This is a genomic window from Odoribacter laneus YIT 12061 (assembly GCF_000243215.1).
GTDB classification, from domain to species: Bacteria; Bacteroidota; Bacteroidia; order Bacteroidales; family Marinifilaceae; genus Culturomica; species Culturomica lanea.
Map to the genome: position 1 here is coordinate 1,727,408 of NZ_JH594596.1, position 19,108 is coordinate 1,746,515.

At 39.3% G+C, this 19,108-nt stretch carries 17 protein-coding genes; 9 read left to right on the forward strand and 8 right to left on the reverse strand.

Annotated features, from left to right (window positions below; translation table 11 throughout):
* Positions 1–106 precede the first annotated feature (106 nt).
* Genes HMPREF9449_RS07210 through HMPREF9449_RS07220 form a run of 3 tightly spaced genes read left to right on the forward strand, consistent with a single transcriptional unit; the run spans position 107 to position 2,606 of the window.
* On the forward strand, positions 107–1,051 hold the full coding sequence (locus HMPREF9449_RS07210) for a glucosaminidase domain-containing protein (protein ID WP_040611256.1): 945 nt from the start codon (positions 107–109) through the stop codon (positions 1,049–1,051).
* Between the two features lie 29 nt (positions 1,052–1,080).
* On the forward strand, positions 1,081–1,608 hold the full coding sequence (locus HMPREF9449_RS07215) for a DUF4199 domain-containing protein (RefSeq protein ID WP_040611258.1): 528 nt from the start codon (positions 1,081–1,083) through the stop codon (positions 1,606–1,608).
* Positions 1,609–1,655: 47 nt separating this feature from the next.
* Positions 1,656–2,606, forward strand: coding sequence for a glycosyltransferase family 2 protein (locus HMPREF9449_RS07220; RefSeq protein ID WP_009136598.1), 951 nt, complete (start codon positions 1,656–1,658; stop codon positions 2,604–2,606).
* Positions 2,607–2,763: 157 nt separating this feature from the next.
* Here the strand turns inward: HMPREF9449_RS07220 and HMPREF9449_RS07225 are convergent, their stop codons facing one another.
* Entirely contained in the window at positions 2,764–3,537 is a 774-nt protein-coding gene (locus HMPREF9449_RS07225; RefSeq protein ID WP_009136599.1) for an acyl-[acyl-carrier-protein] thioesterase, read from the reverse strand.
* A gap of 207 nt (positions 3,538–3,744) precedes the next feature.
* Between HMPREF9449_RS07225 and HMPREF9449_RS07230 the strand changes: the two genes are divergently transcribed.
* Both HMPREF9449_RS07230 and mscL read left to right on the forward strand, forming a co-directional pair.
* The gene (locus HMPREF9449_RS07230) at positions 3,745–4,788 is read left to right on the forward strand and encodes an efflux RND transporter periplasmic adaptor subunit (RefSeq protein WP_009136600.1); all 1,044 of its coding nucleotides are present in this window, start codon (positions 3,745–3,747) and stop codon (positions 4,786–4,788) included.
* 1 nt (position 4,789) lies between these two features.
* Positions 4,790–5,227, forward strand: coding sequence for a large-conductance mechanosensitive channel protein MscL (mscL, locus tag HMPREF9449_RS07235; RefSeq protein WP_147640034.1), 438 nt, complete (start codon positions 4,790–4,792; stop codon positions 5,225–5,227).
* A 350-nt stretch (positions 5,228–5,577) separates the two neighbouring features.
* Here mscL and HMPREF9449_RS07240 read toward each other — a convergent pair whose 3' ends face one another.
* Both HMPREF9449_RS07240 and HMPREF9449_RS07245 read right to left on the reverse strand, forming a co-directional pair.
* Positions 5,578–6,876 (reverse strand): alpha-L-fucosidase, encoded by a 1,299-nt coding sequence (locus tag HMPREF9449_RS07240; protein WP_009136602.1) that lies wholly within the window; start codon positions 6,874–6,876, stop codon positions 5,578–5,580.
* A gap of 220 nt (positions 6,877–7,096) precedes the next feature.
* Positions 7,097–7,693, reverse strand: coding sequence for a porin family protein (locus HMPREF9449_RS07245; RefSeq protein ID WP_009136603.1), 597 nt, complete (start codon positions 7,691–7,693; stop codon positions 7,097–7,099).
* A 376-nt stretch (positions 7,694–8,069) separates the two neighbouring features.
* Between HMPREF9449_RS07245 and HMPREF9449_RS07250 the strand changes: the two genes are divergently transcribed.
* A complete protein-coding gene (locus HMPREF9449_RS07250) occupies positions 8,070–8,642 on the forward strand; it encodes a DNA-3-methyladenine glycosylase I (RefSeq protein ID WP_009136604.1) in 573 nt (190 codons plus the stop codon).
* A gap of 485 nt (positions 8,643–9,127) precedes the next feature.
* Here the strand turns inward: HMPREF9449_RS07250 and HMPREF9449_RS07255 are convergent, their stop codons facing one another.
* From HMPREF9449_RS07255 to aroQ, 4 genes are all read right to left on the reverse strand, one after another.
* Positions 9,128–9,724 (reverse strand): porin family protein, encoded by a 597-nt coding sequence (locus tag HMPREF9449_RS07255; RefSeq protein WP_009136605.1) that lies wholly within the window; start codon positions 9,722–9,724, stop codon positions 9,128–9,130.
* Positions 9,725–9,849: 125 nt separating this feature from the next.
* Positions 9,850–13,029 (reverse strand): glycoside hydrolase family 31 protein, encoded by a 3,180-nt coding sequence (locus HMPREF9449_RS07260; RefSeq protein ID WP_009136606.1) that lies wholly within the window; start codon positions 13,027–13,029, stop codon positions 9,850–9,852.
* Between the two features lie 220 nt (positions 13,030–13,249).
* A complete protein-coding gene (gene pyk, locus HMPREF9449_RS07265) occupies positions 13,250–14,650 on the reverse strand; it encodes a pyruvate kinase (protein WP_009136607.1) in 1,401 nt (466 codons plus the stop codon).
* A 179-nt stretch (positions 14,651–14,829) separates the two neighbouring features.
* Positions 14,830–15,264 (reverse strand): type II 3-dehydroquinate dehydratase, encoded by a 435-nt coding sequence (aroQ, locus tag HMPREF9449_RS07270; protein WP_009136608.1) that lies wholly within the window; start codon positions 15,262–15,264, stop codon positions 14,830–14,832.
* Positions 15,265–15,834: 570 nt separating this feature from the next.
* On the opposite strand from aroQ, the gene xerD reads away from it, so the two are divergent.
* On the forward strand, positions 15,835–16,776 hold the full coding sequence (gene xerD / locus HMPREF9449_RS07275) for a site-specific tyrosine recombinase XerD (protein ID WP_009136609.1): 942 nt from the start codon (positions 15,835–15,837) through the stop codon (positions 16,774–16,776).
* A gap of 62 nt (positions 16,777–16,838) precedes the next feature.
* Positions 16,839–17,333, forward strand: a complete 495-nt coding sequence (locus HMPREF9449_RS07280) for a HEAT repeat domain-containing protein (protein ID WP_009136610.1) — start codon at positions 16,839–16,841, stop codon at positions 17,331–17,333.
* On the opposite strand, the gene miaA is transcribed toward HMPREF9449_RS07280, so the two are convergent.
* Positions 17,334–18,278: a tRNA (adenosine(37)-N6)-dimethylallyltransferase MiaA gene (gene miaA / locus HMPREF9449_RS07285; protein WP_009136611.1), complete on the reverse strand. Its 945-nt coding sequence runs from the start codon at positions 18,276–18,278 to the stop codon at positions 17,334–17,336.
* 252 nt (positions 18,279–18,530) lie between these two features.
* Here miaA and HMPREF9449_RS07290 point away from each other — a divergent pair, with 252 nt between their 5' ends.
* Positions 18,531–19,082: a GNAT family N-acetyltransferase gene (locus HMPREF9449_RS07290; RefSeq protein WP_009136612.1), complete on the forward strand. Its 552-nt coding sequence runs from the start codon at positions 18,531–18,533 to the stop codon at positions 19,080–19,082.
* Positions 19,083–19,108: the final 26 nt, after the last annotated feature.

Sequence of the window (19,108 nt, forward strand, 5' to 3'; positions counted from 1 at the left end):
TTTTACAACGTGATACAGGATTTGTAAAGTTCGTAAAAGTTTATTAAAAGCAGAGCATGAAAAGAACTTTTTTTATTATTTTCTGATCTCATTGCGTTACGAAAGTATGAAGAAGATTTATAAAATATTTTTAATTTCACTCTTAAGCGTATCAAGCTTAGCCGTTTACGGCCAGTCCAGGAAAGAATTTATCCGAAAATACAAACACATCGCCATCAAAGAAATGGAAAGAACCGGTATTCCCGCCAGTATTAAGCTGGCTCAAGGTATTCTGGAATCCGGCTGTGGCCAATCGGAACTTTCCGTGAACGCCAACAATTATTTTGGCATAAAATGTCACGAATGGGTAGGCCCTACTTTTCATATGGACGATGATTTGGCCGACGAATGTTTCCGAAAATATAAAAATCCGGAACAATCCTGGATCGATCACAGTGAATTTTTAGTTTCCCGCCCCCGTTATGCCGACCTCTTTAAGATTCCGGCCAATAATTATAAAGCTTGGGCCAGAGGACTGAAAGCCGCTGGATATGCAACAAACCCTCAATATGCCGATATGCTTATAAAAATTATCGAAGAAGAAGAACTCTATAAATACGATCATCCTCTAAAACGCACCCTTTCTCGCCCGGAATCCGTAACTGCTTCCGCAGAAAACCCTACGCCTTCCCCTTATGCCAAACCGGTATCTGTCAATTATCTGAAACGGGAAGAAATGCGTAATGGAATTATCTGTATTGAAATACAGGCAGGCGATTCTTTCGAAAATATTGCTACTTATTACGGGATAAAACTCCGGAAATTATTACAATACAACGACAAAAAAGATACATCTCTGACAATCGGACAGTATGTATTCCTAAAAAAGAAAAAAAATAAGGCGGCAAGAGGATATGAATTCCATCGTGTGAAACCGGGAGATACACTCTATCTAATAGCACAGATGTATGGTGTAAAACTTAAAAGTCTGGTTAAATTCAATTATATCGATAGCAATACTCCTTTAATTGAAGGAGAAAAAATTTATCTGAGAAGTAAAGCGGGAGTTTAACCTCTCTGCATTCATACGAATACCGAAAAATGGAGAAAAAAACGAATATATTTCTATCTTTTAATATGCCTTTCGGATTACTGATGGGAGGAACTTTTGTTGTCGCCTCTTATATGTATTTCCAATATAATGGCAATATTTATGCCAATCCGGCTCTGGACAGGACACTCACTTTCCTGTATATCATCGGACTTTTTATCCAAATCCGCAGATACAGGGAAAATGCCGGATTACAGGGATATATTTCTTACGGAAAAGCCGTAAAAACAGGCAGCTATCTGTCTGTAGTCACCGCTTTCGTGTATGCTGTTTATACCTCCTTTATTTACTCGGCTCATCCGGAAACATTGAAAAACTATTTAACGACAGTAGAAAGTGTCTTTAAAGAACTTTATCCCAATTCTCCCTTAGCCGACAATATGACGCAAATGCTTCACGCTTTTACCACACCCCTCACAATGGGATTTTCTGAATTTATATCTAAAACCTTGCTGGGAGTTATTTATTCGCTGATTGTAGCTGCTTTTTTGAAAAAAAGCAGACCAACAGAAATTTAGCCTTTTGACGTTCAGAACAGTAATTAATATTTGTAAATCGAATTTCTATGAATATTTCCATAATTGTCCCTCTTTATAACGAAGAAGAATCTTTGCCTGAATTAACAGCATGGATTAAAAAGGTGATGGACGAAAACCAATTGAGCTATGAAATCATTATGGTAGACGACGGGAGTACGGATCATTCCTGGAAATATATAGAAGATTTATCCCGCCAGAATCCTTGTATACATGGCATAAAATTCCGACGTAATTATGGGAAATCGGCAGCCTTACACTGCGGTTTTCAAGTAGCACAGGGAGATGTCGTCATAACGATGGATGCAGATATGCAGGATAGCCCGGACGAAATACCCGCTCTTTTCCAAATGATCGAAAAAGAGGATTATGACATGGTGTCCGGATGGAAAAAGAAAAGATACGATCCCCTATCCAAAACGATACCGACAAAAATATACAATGCTACTGCCCGTAAGTTTTCCGGCCTGAAATTACACGATTTCAATTGCGGACTAAAAGCCTATAAAAACAAAGTGGTAAAAAGTATAGAAGTGTACGGAGAAATGCACCGTTATATTCCGATCTTAGCGAAACAAGCCGGATTTACCAAAATCGGAGAAAAAGTGGTACAACACCGTGCCCGCAAATATGGCAAAACGAAATTCGGAGGATTAAACCGCTTTATCAACGGCTTCCTGGATTTGTTATCGATCTCTTTTATCACCCGATTTGCCAAAAAACCCATGCATCTCTTCGGAGCCTTAGGTACATTTTTATTTTTAATCGGTTTTTGTTCTATCGCCTGGATCGGAATCGAAAAATATATGAATCTCGTCAAAGGAATCCGCGCCTCTCTGATTACAGATAGCCCTTATTTCTACATCGCTTTAACTTGTATGATACTGGGAACCCAATTATTTTTAGCGGGATTTATAGCAGAACTGGTTTCCCGTTCCGCCGTAGACCGGAATGTATATCAAATTGACGAAGAAATCTGAGGTTTTATGTTTACACTCTTGAATGTCCAAAAGTGTAAACACATATACGTCCAAGGGCTCCACACTAGCCCGCGCTCGATGAATGCTGACCGGTCACACCCTGCTTATCAAACCTCCCATCCTAAAGAAAAAAGGAATACGTACGAGTATTTAAATTCTACCCTTTTCTATCCGTATGTACACTCCAGATCGTTTCTGCGGTACAATGCACCCGTTCGTCCGAAGCATCTTTTACCCGATGGTAAACAATTACCCGCTCTCCTTCGGAAGTTATCCGGTAATAAGAATTTATCCGGCTATCCGGCATAATCTCATGCTCATAAACGACTTCCACTTCCGTCAGTATATGGTTTTTAAGAAAATCAAAAGGCAGGGAATTCGTTATCCATCTCATATAAGAAGCCTGGGTGACATGTCCGTTAAAATCAATATTGTCGAAAGTTGCTGTAAATTGGCGGCATTCCTGAAAATCTGTCCCGAATTCTTTCTCGTTGATCAAATGTTCGATAGGAAGTTTTTCAATCTGATGAGACGTGCTCATTTCTATAACCCGCACCGATTGACGCACAGGCCGCCTTTTCTTTAAATCGACTGTTATCCATTCAGAAGTAGCTCTTACAATTTCCTCCCCACTTCCCCTCAACATCCGGTAATCCCTCAATGCGAACAACCGATCTATTCCCGACGGCCAAGTCTCCAAAATCACTTCTTCCTCAAATTGAGGCATTTTATGAATCTGAATATGCAGGCGATGTAACATCCAGGTTAAACCGGATTTATTCAGCGTATCCACATCTACACCCAAAAGTTTTGTCTGCCCTTCCGCTACATCATTAAATAAATCACATAAAGTTTTAATAAACAACCGTCCTTTATAATTGGTATAATGATTGTATATTTTAATTTTTTCAGAATATTTTGTAATGACCATTTTTATTTATTTTATCGTAAAAATAAGGATATTTCAGCAGACTTCCATTTTCTAAAGCAAAAAGTTAAATTCCGAAAGTCAATTTTTTCTTTCTCGTCCCTCCCCTTGTCTGCTGCTCTTTTCTTCAGCAACTCTTTTCTAAAAAGAAATTAAGATTATGTAACAAATAGAAGGGATATTTCCGTACAAACAGTAAAAACGCCATAAATGCAAAATACCTACGTATTGATATTGCTTTCTCTATTGGTAGCCTGTACAAAAGAAAAAAATACCGACCTTACACTTTCCACTCGTCCGGTGAAAGTCGTAAAAGTCGGTACACTCAGTACTATCGACAGGACTTATACAGGTACAGTAGAAGCAGAAGAATTCAGTATTCTCGCCTTTAAAGTTGCCGGGACGCTCACTTCCCTTCCGGTGGAAGAAGGTCAGATTATACCCAAAAATTATGTCATCGCCCGCATAGATCCCATAGATTACCGATTAAAATATCAAACCGCGGAATCCAATTACGAAACGGCAAAATCCATCTATGAACGTACGGAACGGTTATTGCAACAAAATGCGACTGCCGTTCAAAATCTGGAAATTGCCCGGGCCGATTATATACGGGCCACCTCTGCCCTCAATATTGCCAAACGGACTTTTGGCTATACACAACTTTTGGCTCCCTTCCGGGGATTGGTAGAAAAAAAATATGTAGAAAATTTTCAACAAGTACAAGTAGGTGAAGCTATTGTCCGTCTTGTCAATCCGGATAAGCTCAATGTGCGCTTTATCTTACCGGAAACGGCTATTTCTGTGATGCAAATTCCAAAAACTATTTACGTACAATTCGACACCTATCCGGGACGCTGGTTTCAAGCCGATATTAAAGAATATATTTACTCCTCAGACGGTTCCGGCATACCGGTAACCTTACGAATTACCGATCCGGATTTTAAACCTTTTCAAAAAGAAGTATACCCCGGTTTTTCTGCAAAAGTGCTTCTCAAAATAGAAAACACTATTTCCGACAATTTTATTATCCCCGCCAGCGCTTTACTTTTTGAGAACAACCGATATTACATTTGGCTGGTCAATCCGGAACAGATGACAGTCCAACGCCATCCCGTAAAAGTTTTATTTTTCGAAGATAAAGCCCTGATAAAAAAAGGCCTCTATCCCAATGATATTATTGTTACAGCCGGCGTTGCCGACTTAAAAGACGGACAAAAAGTGATGATACAACATCCGAATAATAATCTATAAAATCAAAACTATGAGTTTTTTAAAGGAATTTAAAGCTTTTGCCATGAAGGGCAATGTAGTCGATATGGCTGTCGGTATTATTATCGGCGGAGCTTTCGGCAAGATTGTCTCCTCATTGGTGAGCGACATCATCATGCCACCTATCGGCCTTTTAATCGGAGGGGTAAATTTCAGAAATCTCGTTATACATCTAAAACCAGCAGAAGTAGACCCTACCGGAAAAGTCATAGAAGCAGTTAATATTAACTACGGAAATTTTATTCAAACCAGCTTGGACTTTCTGATTATCGCATTTTCTATTTTTTTAGTTATCAAAGGCATGAACAGCCTCCGCAAAAAACAAGTTCCGCCACCGCCTCCCGCTCCCCCCACTCCGACAAAAGAAGAAACCCTGCTCTCCGAAATCAGAGATATTCTGAAAGAGAAAAAGCAGATCTGAATTTGTTCTGAAATGTAATCGGTCAAGGGTGTAAATGTCGAAAGGTTCCCTTGAGGCTTAATGCTTTCTGGCAAAAACGGACTGAGGTTTCGCCAATAGACAAAACTTTGGTCCTGGAGAAAGGATAGGCACCAGAAACTTCAGTTTCCCCTATCAGCGAGGCGTCAGATAAACCTCTCTCAAGCATGAAATGCCCTCAATCATTTTCAAAGGAAACTTTTCAACCTTTACACGCTCAAACCAAGACGAATCCAGGTATAATTCATTACTCTATTTTTTAGGTATTCCTCCCCCTTGTCACAGGAACAAGCGTCTTTCTGTACAAAAGCAAAGTGTGAAAAACAACCGCCTCACAGCAACATCTCTACTACGTAATCGATATCTGTAGGGATTTCTTGTAACTTCAATGTCACACCATCTTTATCCTGACGGAAAATAACAGGCTTTCCATTCTTATAGACACTGGCTTTTTTTACTTTCACTCCTTGTAAAGGAAGATATAAAACATTATCCTGCGCATCCAATATATGTACATATAAAATATTCCCTTTTTGAGTTGTGACTCCCCAATGGTGGGGTGCAATAAGTCCTGCCCGGGTACCGTATATCGTATTCCCATATACTTTCATCCATTCTCCTACTTCCTGCAAGCGTTTTACCGATTCTTCCGGAATTTCCCCATTCGGTCGCGGTCCCACATTCAATAAAAGGTTGCTGTTATTTCCAGCAGCCTTTACCAGATAACGAATCAAAGCTTCTGTAGATTTAAAGTTGTGATCCTGTAGATTATATCCCCAAGTCCTGTTCATGGTTTCACAAGTTTCCAAAGGCAATGTTCCGATTTCGGATTCTCCGGAATAACCAGCTGTATTTTGACCCGGCAAATCACGTTCGAACATCTGGAAATCTTCTCCGCTCTTCGGCGCCTGATGATGGTTATTCCCAATCAGACAAGCCGGTTGTAAACGGTGAATTAAAGCATATTGTTCTTCCAGCCGCCAGGGAGCGTCTTTTTTATCCCACCAACCGTCAAACCAGATCCCCCCAATCGGTCCATAGTTTGTCAGCAATTCCGTCAACTGAGCATCCGTAAATTTCAAATAATTTTCCCAATTTCCCTTGGCTTCCCGACCGGTCTTATGCCCCGTCCGCCCCAAAGGAAAGTAGTCAGGATGATGCCAATCCAGATGAGAATAATAGAAAAATAATTTTATACCTGCTTTTTGACATGCTTCCGCCAATTCTTTTACGACATCGCGTCCGAAAGGAGTGGCATCGACAATGTTGTAATCCGATTGATGGGTAGCAAACATGGAAAAACCATCGTGATGGCGAGAAGTAAAACAGATATATTTCATGCCTGCTTGCTGAGCGATAGCCACCCATTCTTCGGCATTAAACCGTGAGGGGTAAAAACCGGCTGCTAGTTTCTGATATTCCTTTTCATTCAGCCCTTTCTGCTCCAATACCCATTCCCCACTGCCCAACATACTGTAGATCCCCCAGTGAATAAACATCCCAAAACGGGCATCCCGGAATTCTTCCCGGTTTTTCAGATTTTCAGCTGTCGGTGTGTAAACGTTTGCATTCTGTCCCCAAGTCCATCCGAATCCACCCAGAAGACATAAAAAAACCAAACAATATTTCATATCATTTTTATTTTATAAGGTTCGTATTCCGCTTTTTATCCTGACTTTATAAATATCCTCTATTTTAAATGAACAAATATCCGAAAAATACTCAAGTTTGCTTTGCATCGCAACGTTTTCGGCCGACTGTCTCCCTATACCCGGGCCTAAATTTACCAGTCAGTTCGCAGTATTTTTCGGATATTTTCAGCAAAATATAATTATTGTATCCTATTCTTTTCTAAAGATTCAACTTATAACCGACAGAAAGTTGAAAAACGTGATTTTTATTGGATTCTCCGACAATATCTTTGTCGAAAACATTTGTCAATCCGATATTATAACGGGCTGAAAACATCAATCCCATATCCAGCTCATAGGAAGCACCTACAGCAAGACTTAATCCCACCGTATTTAAATTATGCATTTTTACCTTGGTCGTTTCATCTCCTACTTTTTCTACATATTTTGCATTTAAAGCAAGCCCCAACTCCGGTCCAACCTCTACATGTAAGTTATCCCATACATTTAAACGAGCTAATACAGGGATATTCAAATAATTTACCCGTACCACGCTTGTCACTTTTTTATTGTAATTACTATGAAACTTATCTCTTGTCCCCTGCCGGGAATACAATAATTCGACCTGCATTCCGACAAAATCTGAAAATTTCACATTAGCAAAACCTCCGAAGTGAATACTCGCCTTATTGTTCATTTCAAAATTAGTAAGGTTCGTAACGTTTAACCCTACTTTAGGCCCAAAGTTAAAATCAGACTGAGCTTTCACACTTCCAAAAAATGCCACAACAACAATTAACAATAGAATTCTTTTCATATCACACTCTTTTGGTTATTAATTTAGAACAAAGTTAAAAAATATTTTATAAAAAATAACAAAAATCATGCCGGGAAGGTAACTCTCTTCCCCTCTATTTGTAAACAATCCCAGAATTCCGGATAACGAACTACCCTTCAATGATTAAGATAAAAGAAACCCCTTTAAATTTCTTATGGATAAACGCATATAAACTCATTATGATCTAGCTAACCATATTTTTATACCGTACCCTATACAGGTGCATGCTCAAATCTTTCAACATTTCAGATTAATTTTCTATATTTACAAGGGCAGAAAAAGAGGGATGTAGAAAAATAACGAACCAAAAACAATCAGAAAGATATATTAATACGGGTTTATAAATACAAAAATTATGCAAGATATAATAAACGGACGTTGCGGTTGGTGCGGTGTTGACGAGCTGTATGTGAAATACCACGATCAAGAATGGGGAAAGTTGGTGACAGATGACAAGACATTGTTCGAATTCCTTGTATTGGAAAGTGCTCAAGCCGGATTGAATTGGATAACGATCCTTAGAAAACGGGAGGGATATCGCAAAGCCTTTTGTCATTTCGATGCCGAGCAGGTGGCACAAATGACCGACGAAGATGTCAAACGGTTGATGCAGTTTGATGGCATTGTAAAAAATCGGCTGAAAATTAAATCGGCCATCACAAATGCAAAGTTATTCCTTGCTATACAAAAGGAGTTCGGTAGTTTTTATGATTACACACTGTCGTTTTTTCCCGACAGGAAACCAATTATCCACACTTTTCGATCATTGAGTGAGATTCCTGTATCCTCTCCCGAATCCGAAGCCATGAGCAAGGATATGAAAAAAAGAGGATTTAAATTTTTCGGACCTACGATTTGTTACGCCCATTTGCAAGCTTCAGGTTTTATCAACGATCATCTGACAGACTGTATTTACCGAAAAGAATAAACAACAGTAAAGCTGGAGACTTCCTGTATTTGTCTCTCTCTACCTAAAACGTATTTTATAGGAATGCTGAATTCTAAGAAATAAGAAAAGGAGGATTATGTGAATATGTCTCAGATAATACAATCAAATGCCCGATTTGTGAACTTCAAAGAAAATTCTGAAAACAGTAAATCTCAGTTATAAAAGCTTCGCAACATAAATTAGGCCTGAAAGTATACTTCTCTCACAAGATAGGTCCGTAGTTTACATCTACCTTTTTTCAGGAATTTTTTATATGCGGGAACGGTCCTTGTGTAATCCTCTAGTAGAAAGCAGACTGGCTTCTCAAGGGTAGTGCCCTTTTTAAAGTTTAATAGAATAATTATTTAGTAATAATAAAAATTACACATTAGGGCACGTCCCTAATGTGTAAAATGCTTGATTTACAAAAGAGAAACCGTTCATTTAGCTGGAACAGTCCCTGATTTTTATGAGAACCCAAATAATTACCAATTAAACTTATATCCGACAGAGAATTGAAATACTCCGTTTTTATTGCTTTTTCCAAAAGTATCTTTATCAAAAGCATTACTTAAACCCAGGTTGTATCGGGCAGATATTAAAAGATGATCGAATAAGTCATAAGAGACTCCGAAAACAAAGCTAGCTTCTATGGTATTCAAATCATGTAATTTTTCTTTTACAGTGGTTCCCGAATGTTTATATTTAGATTTGGCATTCAAGCCGATTCCCAACTGAGGACCTAAATCCACACTTAAACGTTCCAGTACATAGATACGGGCCAATACCGGTATATTCAAATAGTTCACCCGGTAATTCACCTTTTCCCTGATGCCGTCGATATCTACTTTATCTCTCCAGCCTTGGCGGGAATATAATACCTCAAGTTGCAAACCGATCAAATCGGTAAAACGGGCTTCTCCAAAAACACCTACATTGACACTGGCCTTACTGTTTCCGTGCGAATGAGATATATTACTCACATTTAACCCTACTTTAGGCCCGATTGTGTATTCTGTCTGGGCCTTCACACTGCCCAACAGGGCAATCCCCGCAATGAATGCTAATAATAATTTTTTCATTTTCGTTCTAGTTTAGTTTATTAATAATAAGACAAAGTTATGAAACATTCCCGAAATATGGAGGGCATAAAAAACGGGTATCTCTTCAGATACCCGTATTTTATACTATAAAATGTTATGAAAACTTAATAAGTAAACTCAAACCAATGATCCTTATCTGTAGCTACCGAAAGCGTCCGTACTTTTAAAGTTCCCTTTTTATCTTCCGGATCAAAATACCAACCGCTTTTGCCCGATTGGAAATCGGCAGCTGTAATATTTTTCAAAGCCGAACCATTTAGAGAAACTTGTAAAGGTGTTTCTTCCGTATGTACATTCAACTCATAAGTCCGTTCTTTCAGCCGGCCTTTGTAGTCTCCCCGGGCTTTACCTATATGCACAGTAATCCTTCCTTTTTTCTCTTGGGGAGCCGACATGGAAATGAGCGTCTTCGCAAATTCCCCTTTGCGATAATCCCGGCTTAATCCATCATCTTCGTACATATCAAAAGAACTGTCCCCAAAAGGATAAAGGTCTAAGGTCAGTACATCCGCAGGTTTCTCTCCTACATAATTCATTTGAGGATACAGGGGAATAATCGCTCCCTGACGGATAAATACCGGACAGATATCCAAAGCAGCTTTATACTTTTTGAGCCACTTCCCTCCTTCGTATTTTTCTCCTGTCCAGTAATCGTACCACGTACCTTTGGGGAAATAAATATCCTCCCGCTCACAAGTCCCCCGCCAGTCTCCCCGTTTATATACAGGAGCCACCAGCATCCATTCCCCACTCATAAACTGATACTGAGTAAGGGTATCATACGTCACTTCGTCTTCCGGGAATTCCAATACCATGGCCCTCACCATAGGTACTCCGGTAGTATGAGCTTCCTGACAATACGTATAAGCATAAGGCATCAAGCGCATTTTTAATCTGAGGTAATGCCGGTTAATTTCCTCATAGGGATGCCCGTATAGCCAAGGTTGTTTGTCCACCGGTGCCCATCCGCTCATCGTCATAATAATAGGAGTAAATACCTTCCACTGGAGATCCCGGGTATAAGTAAAAGCAGAACCGCCGAATATTCCGTCCACATCGCTGGTGGCCGCATTAAAAGCCGATAAACCTGCTCCCGTTATAGTCGGAATATGATAGCGGATATAATCGAAATTACCCGATTGATCTCCGCTCCATACAGTAGAATAACGTTGCGTACCAGCCCAACCGCATACCGACCAAACAAACCCCCGTTCGTTGGAATTATTTTCGATTCCTTCATAAGCCGCCTTCGTCCCGTTCAAAGCAAATTCATAACCGGGACCAACCCAAGCCACATCGAGTTTACAAAGGCGAGTCCCACATTCCCCAACTTCATAAGCAATTTTATCGACGCCGTTTTCTGTCCACAATCCCGTATAGAACCCTCTTTTCTTCAACTCTCTCACAACAGAATCGAGTTTGACATACCCACATCCATACCCGTCGTTGGGTAATATCCATCCTCTCGGCATATCGTGCTCGATATATTTATCCGCAATCTGGGTAATGACATCCGGAGTCTGTTGTTTCCACCCTACCCGTTGTTCGGGTTTATTATAACAATCAGCATCCCCCATTGTCAACATCCAAAGAGCAGGCATAAAAGGTTTTCCGGTAATATCAGTATAATCATTCAGGATATCTTTCAATGTCGGCCCATAAAAATAAAAAGCATCAAAGCGGTTTTCATTGTGAGAAAGAGTACTGGAATACTCTATTTTCATCCCGTCCTCTGCCGCAACCTGCCCCACTCCGCTGAAAGAATATTTTCCCGGTGCAAAAGTATTGCGAAATACGCCATAACCATTGGAAGACATATAAAAAGGTACCGGATTGGAAACCTGATCTTCATGCCAACCCGTGATCGAAATATCCAGATCCGTCCCACCATGGGAAAAACGTCCTTGCTGCATACCTCCTCCATAAAAATATTCTTTACCACCTCGTTTTAAAGTTTGGTAAGTCTTTGCTCCAAAAGAAAGCGGTTCTTTCTCTTCAAATATCATTTTTTTATCCGCCTTATCATAAAGGGCAAACCGCAAAGGTTTCTTATAAACCCGAACGACACAGGCCGGAGTCGAAAACCGATAATAACGGCTGTTCTCACTGACAGAAACAGACGGATTCTTTTTTCCGTAATCCACGACTATTGCATTTCCTGCCGGATTCGTATATTCTCCATCCTGAGCCAACCAAATCCGGAAAATGTCGTTCCGGTAAAACATCAGTTTTACTTTCGAATAACCGGAAATAAATTCAAACTCAGATTTATTCAATTTTTTAAAATCTGTCACATCCCCCAGACTCATCTTTGCCGCGTATAAACGCACGTCCAGAATATCGTTACTCTTTTTCTCATCCTTTCCGTATTTTATTTCAAAATGAATCTTATGCGACCCTTGCTGAGATAAATCTACCGGAGGAAAAGCAACAATACGCTCCTCTTGTTTCTCCAGATATTTTCCAGCAGCTTCTACCACCGTCTTGAACTGACGACCATCCCCCAAAGTGGCCCATACTTCAAAATTTTCCCCTACAGCTTGAGCACCGACATTCTGAATTTTAACCTTCAACGTATCATGCGTCGTAAATTCATTCCCTTCCGGACGATGCGATTCCAACCCAACAAGCGCTACATCATGAGCATAAGGCTCCGTCAGTTCAATATCATCTACCATCCAATACCAGGAAAACATCCCTTTCCAGAAAAAACGAATATATACAGCAGGCTGATTGGCAGCAACCTCCGTGATATTGATCTCTTCTGAAATCGGTTCATGCATATTCGTTGCTGCCGGACGATCCCTCAATACATCATACTCTTTCCAGTTCTTTCCGTCGTTGCTGACTCCTACCCACAATCCCTTATTCTTAGCTGTAAACCAATTGTTCCAGCGAAAAGCATGCTGGAATTTCAGCACTACATCGTTTTTCCCTTCACAATTTATGGCCGAAGTCTGAAAATAACCGGAAGGATATTCTTTTCTTTGATTCCATTTCGTCACTTCTTCCCCCGTAAAAACTCCGGCCCTATACTGCATATGATATCCCCGGCTTACAGAAGCAATCGGAGGTGCCTGTTGATCGAACTGAAAAGAACCGGGATAAGGCTGATCGGTAACAAACCATTCACAAGTACGTCCCTCTGCCCCGGTGGAATCCACAATCACCCACCCTTGGGGTAATGCTCCCGAAGAAAAATCCTCTTTCCAAAAACTCTTTTGCTGGGCACTGAGCCACGTACTCATCCCCACAAAGTACATTAACCATAAAAACTTTATCATGCGCTGAATTTTAGATAATTATAATGATGAAATTTATTACTTTTTCCGGGTAAACTTAATTAATTTTCTTTATATACACGAACAAAACAAAAACTTTATAAAAAATTTTACAATAGAAGCCCCTAGGCGACACCGTCCTCTATTTTTTCGCCTTCTCAAAACACAGAAAAATGAAAGGTATTCTGTCCCGGACAAATACCCACGCCCGTTTGGTAATTTTTTACTTTATATCATTGATCTTACAGATTTCCATAAAAGAAGCCCCTCTCACATACCCGAAACTACCTCCGATGACCAGGATATAGTCTTCTTCCTGGTATCCTGCTTTCAACAAAACATCGGGTATATCCCGAATAAATTCATCACGGGAAGTCGGCTTTTCAGTATGATAAGGGCGAATACCAAAAGAAAGAGCCAATTCCCGCATTACTTTGGGATTATAACAACGGGCATATACGGGTAAAGCCCCACGAAAGGCAGATAAATAACGTGCCGTACGCCCACTCAAAGTATCTACAACAATGGCCTTTATCGGTAACATGGTAGTAGTCTTTACAGCCACCCGCGCCAAAGCTGCCGTAATTTCATTATTAATCCGCACCAGACTTCTTCCTGAATCGGGAGGAGTGGTCAACTCGTTAGCTTCCGCCACTTTTGTCATGACTTCCACCGCTTCCACCGGATAACTTCCGTAGGCTGTCTCTCCACTTAACATAATAGCATCCGTACCCATAAAAATAGCATTCGCAATATCGCTCACCTCCGCCCGCGTCGGACGGGGATGTTCGATCATGGTATGCAACATTTGGGTAGCAATGATAACCGGTTTCTTACTTTCAATACACTTTGTTACAATGCATCTTTGAATTTTAGGTATTTTTTCTGCGTCGATTTCGATTGCTAAATCGCCTCTTGCCACCATTACGCCATATACATGATCCAGAATTTCGTCGATATTATCTACCCCTTCCTGATTTTCGATTTTTGCAATTATCTTAATATCACTCTTATACTGATCCAGAATTTCCTGTATCTGGAGGACATCCTCTTTATTCCGGACAAAAGAGTGGGCAATGAAATCGAGATGATTTTCGATTGCGAATTCGATAAACCGACGATCTTTTTCACTTAAAGATTGTAATTTCATCGAAGCACCCGGAACATTGACACTTTTCTTATCCTTTATAAAACCGGGATTCGTAGCCATCACTTCCAGACGATCCTCGTATTTCCCTTGAACGATAAATTCCATGTCCCCGTCATCAACCAAAATTTTATCTCCGATTTTAATATCCTGAGTAAAATTTTCATACGACACATGTAATAATTTTTCATCAGAAACCACCTCTTCCTTCCCGGTAATATAAATCACTTCTCCTTTTTCCACCTCTATCGGTACTGTCACCTGCTTCGTTCTCACTTCCGGCCCTTTGGTATCGATCAGTAAAGGTATTTTCTCAGACACCGCCCTGACATTTCGGATCACTTTCATGGCATCATCCAACGTCTGGTGAGCCGTATTCAAACGTACCACATCCATTCCTGCCTGATACAGTTCCTGTAAAAAGTCAACATCACATCGCTTATCTGAAATCGTTGCTACAATTTTCGTCCTTTTCATAGAATTATCTTTTTCTGTTTAGCAATCCCGAACAACCTCCTATTTCCTCCAGTGTATATTATTCAGTTTCGTATTGCTGTTTTTATTATCTGATTATTTCCGATTCAATGAAGTCTGTTTTCCCTTTACATTTTAGCTCTACGAACATTCTTCCTAAAAATGTTTGCTTTTATCTGGTCTTAGGAATGTCTTCTCTTCCGAAGCCGTAAAGCCTGTAAAGCCAATTCGTATGAATCCAGCCCGAATCCCGCTATACTTCCCTCACAAACAGGTGCTAAAAAAGAAGTATGCCGAAACCCCTCCCGTCTCGCAATATTAGAAATATGTACTTCTATAACAACAGCTTTCACCGCAGAAACGGCGTCTGCAATAGCCACTGAAGTATGTGTATACCCTCCGGCATTGAAAATAATACCATCGTATTCGAATCCTACCTCATGAATTTTATCAATCAACTGTCCTTCGCTATTAGATTGGTAATAGACAATCGTTTCCTCCGGATATTTTTTCCGGAGTTCTTCCAGATAATTATCGAAAGACATTTTTCCATATACATCTGGCTCCCGGACACCTAATAAATTCAAATTAGGACCATTTAAAATCAATATTTTCATACGCGTTTTCCGTCTCAAAGTTATTTTAAACCCTTACTTCTTTCCCTTTTAAGCCGATATATGAACCGGCTTCTTTCAAAAACTATTCCTTTCTTTTCTTGCCGGCTTCAGGCATATTTATATTTTACAAATTTAGTCATTTTTCCCGTTTTAACTTTTAAAACCCCTTAATTTATAGTCCATATTTTCATTTTAATAAAATAAAATCATTTTGTAAAATACATTCGTCTATAAAAAAATTAAAACGATTCACGTAAAGGGTAAAAAGAGGTCTTTATAACCTAAAGCATTTACCCCTATATTTCACTATTTTCATTCAATTTTAATTTACAAAAAATAGTTTATTTCAATTTTGGACATAATTAACATATTATTCAAAGAAATAGTTTGCATTTTATGCTATTATTAATTTACTTTGTAAGGGCAATTTATAAAAATAATCATATAGAATATAAAAAAAATATTTATATTTACCGCTTGATTTTAACCAGTATCTTTTGACAGAGAAGATTAAGGGTTTATATTCTATACTTGGGTGTTAATTTACTATTGATTAAAATAAAAAACAAAATGACTTGGGATAACGCTATTGAAAATTACAAGACTTTTCTTATCTTGGAAAAATCACTTTCCTCAAATTCAGTTGAAGCTTACTTAAATGATGTGCGTAAATTAGCTAAATTTTGCGAGGAAGGCCACGATGTCAAAGAAGTGGAACAAGTAACCTATGACATATTAAAAGGTTACTTGCTTTTTGTAAACGATCTGGGAGTAACAAACCGTACGCAGGCCAGAAGTATTTCCAGCATCCGCTCTTTTTTCAAATTTTTAGTATATGACGGAATTTTGACCAGTAACCCTACTAAAATGTTGGAAGCCCCGAAAATCGGGCGCAAACTTCCGAGCATACTCACTGTAGAAGAAATCGATTCTATCCTGAATGCCGTGGAAATGTACAAGCCCGAGGGACAACGGAATAAAGCAATTATTGAAACTCTTTATTCTTGTGGTCTCAGAGTATCTGAACTGATCAATGTCAAAATCTCCAATATTAATTTCCGTATGGGAACAATTAAAATTGAAGGAAAAGGCAATAAAGAAAGAATGATTCCACTAAGCAAAAATGCAAAACAGGAAATCAAATTATACATGAAAGGATATCGGGACTACCTGGATATCCAAAAAGGATACGAAGATGTTCTGTTCCTGAATAAACGCGGAACAGCTCTTTCCCGGGTAATGGTATTCAATATCATCAAACACCTCTCAGAAAGAGCCGGAATTAAAAAATCCGTATCCCCTCATACCTTCCGGCATTCTTTCGCCTCCCATCTGGTAAACGGGGGAGCTGACCTGAGAGCTGTACAAGATATGCTAGGACATGAATCTATTCTGACGACAGAAATCTATACCCACTTGGATAATCATTACCTTCGGGATACCATCAATAAATACCACCCGAGAATTATAAAAGAAGAAAGCGAAAAGGAAGACGAAAAAAATAAAAAATAAGTCGGAAAAGAGCGTTTTGAAACGCTCTTTTTTTTATCTTCGCAAACCGCAAATAAAAAAAGATGGAAAATAAAGACGATATTCTGAAAAAACTCAGTAGTGAAGATCCGGACGCCAGAAAAGAAGCCATTGAAATCATCAAAACAGCAGGAGACATATCGATTATTCCGGCTTTACTGGACTTACTTTCCCTGGGACAAGACCATACGACTACAACAGAAGTTGTAAGTCTTTTGGCAGATATAAAAGATAATCATTTCAAAAAAATACTGATCGACCGGATTGAAACCACTCCCGACCCATTCCCCAAATCTCTTTTATTGCGTATTTGTTGGGAATCTGCACTCGATTTTTCTGATTCCGCCGAAATGTTCGCCCGAATGATTCTTTCGGAAGATTTTATCGTAGCCTTGGAAGCCGCTACTATTTTGGAAAATATGTCCCAACCGGCAACAGCAACAAGGAAAGCTATCGTTCATATCCTGCAAAACGCTCATACGGGAGAGGAAAAACAATTTTTGATCGACAATGTATTGCATGCTTTGAATAAAGCATAATCAAACGTCACCCGATTTCAATAATTCCTGAATCCTCGTAATTTTTTCTTCTAAAGACAAATCAGCCCCGAGCCAATGGATGTGAAAACCTTCTCTTTCCATTTTCCGGAACCATGTCATCTGCCGTTTAGCAAACTGATGAATAGCTATATTTAACTTCTCTGTCATCTCGATATACGTCAATTGACCGGTCAGATATAAAGTAATATACTTGTATTCTAATCCGTAATAGATTAAATCTTCAGGAGCTATTCCCCTGTCCAGTAATTTTTTCACCTCTTCCACCATGCCCTTCTCTAATCTTTCGTGTAAACGCCGGGTAATTCTCTCCCGCCGGACTTCCCGGCTTACATCCACTCCTACAATTAAAGGTCTGATTTCCGGATAATCTTCCTTCGTTTGCGGATGACTCCTATAATACTCTTCTATTTCGATAGCTCTTACAGCCCGCTTTACAGTATCGACATCTGTGGTGTTATGCAATTTCTTATATTGTGACAACACCTCGCTTAATTCAGCCAAGCTCTTCTGTTCCAACTGCTTTCTCAATGTTTCATTGACCGGAACAGCCAATAGTTTATAGGCTTTTAATACAGCTTCCACATATAAACCGCTTCCTCCACACAATACCGGAAAAATCTGTCTTTTTTGCAAGGCATTCCACACGTTTAGAAAATCCTTCTGAAATTCAAATACATTGTATTTATAGCCGGCTGCTACAATATCAATCAAATGATAAGGAATCTGCCGACCTTTATAACAATATTCTTCCAGATCTTTCCCCGTGCCTAAATCCATTTCCTTATACACCTGACGGGAGTCCGCACTAATAATCTCTCCTCCCAATTCCCCTGCCATCCGGACGGCAAGAGTTGTTTTACCACTGGCAGTAGGGCCAATTACACACAAAAGATTAAACATTTTTTTCTTTCTTTCGTACCACATATCGATTTATTTTCATGCCTTTTGTCATTCGCAAAATAAATCAAAATATCTGTAAACTCTATTTTTATAAACTGAAGAACAAAAATAATCAATAATAATCTTTATCCGTTCAAAACTTCTATATTTGCAAAATACGAAATTTTTCAGCCCTCTGAATCATTTGGTATTCCTAAAGCAAAAAAACGGAAAACCGACAGAAAAATAGAAACAAGCTATTAGTGAAATAGTAATAACCTAAATAAACAACATTTTATGATAAACGATGAAAATATCCTGATCCGGGCGCTGGAACCTGAAGATTTAGAATACCTTTATAAATGGGAAAATAATATGGATCTTTGGGATGTAAGCGATACACTTACGCCCTTTTCACATTTTGCATTGAAAAAATACATTGAAAATGCTCACCGGGATATTTATGAAACCAAGCAATTGCGTTTAATGATTGCCAACAGAGAGGACAATGAACCTCTGGGATTAATTGACATTTACGATTTCGATCCTTACCACCAACGTGCCGGTTTGGGAATTATGATCCACAACACAGAAAATCGTCGCCAGGGATATGCACAAAGTGCTATCAAACTTATCCTGGACTATTGTTTTGAAACATTAGGCCTACATCAGGTCTACAGCAGTGTCCCCCAATGTAATATCGCCAGTCTGAAACTTTTTGAGAGCCTCGGTTTTACTCAAACCGGTTACCGGAAAGAATGGCTGAAACGAGGCAACGAATGGGAGGATGTTATTTACTTCCAATTGTTAGCTTCATCCTGGAACCGGGAAGAAACGACAAATTCCTAAGCCGGACAGACGTTTCCAATAAGGAA

Excerpts from the sequence above, each read along its gene's own strand:
- HMPREF9449_RS07210 (WP_040611256.1), top strand. The coding sequence starts at position 107 with ATGAAGAAGATTTATAAAATATTTTTAATTTCACTCTTAAGCGTATCA.
- HMPREF9449_RS07215 (WP_040611258.1), top strand. The coding sequence starts at position 1,081 with ATGGAGAAAAAAACGAATATATTTCTATCTTTTAATATGCCTTTCGGA.
- HMPREF9449_RS07220 (WP_009136598.1), top strand. The coding sequence starts at position 1,656 with ATGAATATTTCCATAATTGTCCCTCTTTATAACGAAGAAGAATCTTTG.
- HMPREF9449_RS07225 (WP_009136599.1), bottom strand. The coding sequence starts at position 3,537 with ATGGTCATTACAAAATATTCTGAAAAAATTAAAATATACAATCATTAT.
- HMPREF9449_RS07230 (WP_009136600.1), top strand. The coding sequence starts at position 3,745 with ATGCAAAATACCTACGTATTGATATTGCTTTCTCTATTGGTAGCCTGT.
- HMPREF9449_RS07240 (WP_009136602.1), bottom strand. The coding sequence starts at position 6,876 with ATGAAATATTGTTTGGTTTTTTTATGTCTTCTGGGTGGATTCGGATGG.
- HMPREF9449_RS07245 (WP_009136603.1), bottom strand. The coding sequence starts at position 7,693 with ATGAAAAGAATTCTATTGTTAATTGTTGTTGTGGCATTTTTTGGAAGT.
- HMPREF9449_RS07250 (WP_009136604.1), top strand. The coding sequence starts at position 8,070 with ATGCAAGATATAATAAACGGACGTTGCGGTTGGTGCGGTGTTGACGAG.
- HMPREF9449_RS07255 (WP_009136605.1), bottom strand. The coding sequence starts at position 9,724 with ATGAAAAAATTATTATTAGCATTCATTGCGGGGATTGCCCTGTTGGGC.
- HMPREF9449_RS07260 (WP_009136606.1), bottom strand. The coding sequence starts at position 13,029 with ATGATAAAGTTTTTATGGTTAATGTACTTTGTGGGGATGAGTACGTGG.
- pyk (WP_009136607.1), bottom strand. The coding sequence starts at position 14,650 with ATGAAAAGGACGAAAATTGTAGCAACGATTTCAGATAAGCGATGTGAT.
- aroQ (WP_009136608.1), bottom strand. The coding sequence starts at position 15,264 with ATGAAAATATTGATTTTAAATGGTCCTAATTTGAATTTATTAGGTGTC.
- xerD (WP_009136609.1), top strand. The coding sequence starts at position 15,835 with ATGACTTGGGATAACGCTATTGAAAATTACAAGACTTTTCTTATCTTG.
- HMPREF9449_RS07280 (WP_009136610.1), top strand. The coding sequence starts at position 16,839 with ATGGAAAATAAAGACGATATTCTGAAAAAACTCAGTAGTGAAGATCCG.
- miaA (WP_009136611.1), bottom strand. The coding sequence starts at position 18,278 with ATGTGGTACGAAAGAAAGAAAAAAATGTTTAATCTTTTGTGTGTAATT.
- HMPREF9449_RS07290 (WP_009136612.1), top strand. The coding sequence starts at position 18,531 with ATGATAAACGATGAAAATATCCTGATCCGGGCGCTGGAACCTGAAGAT.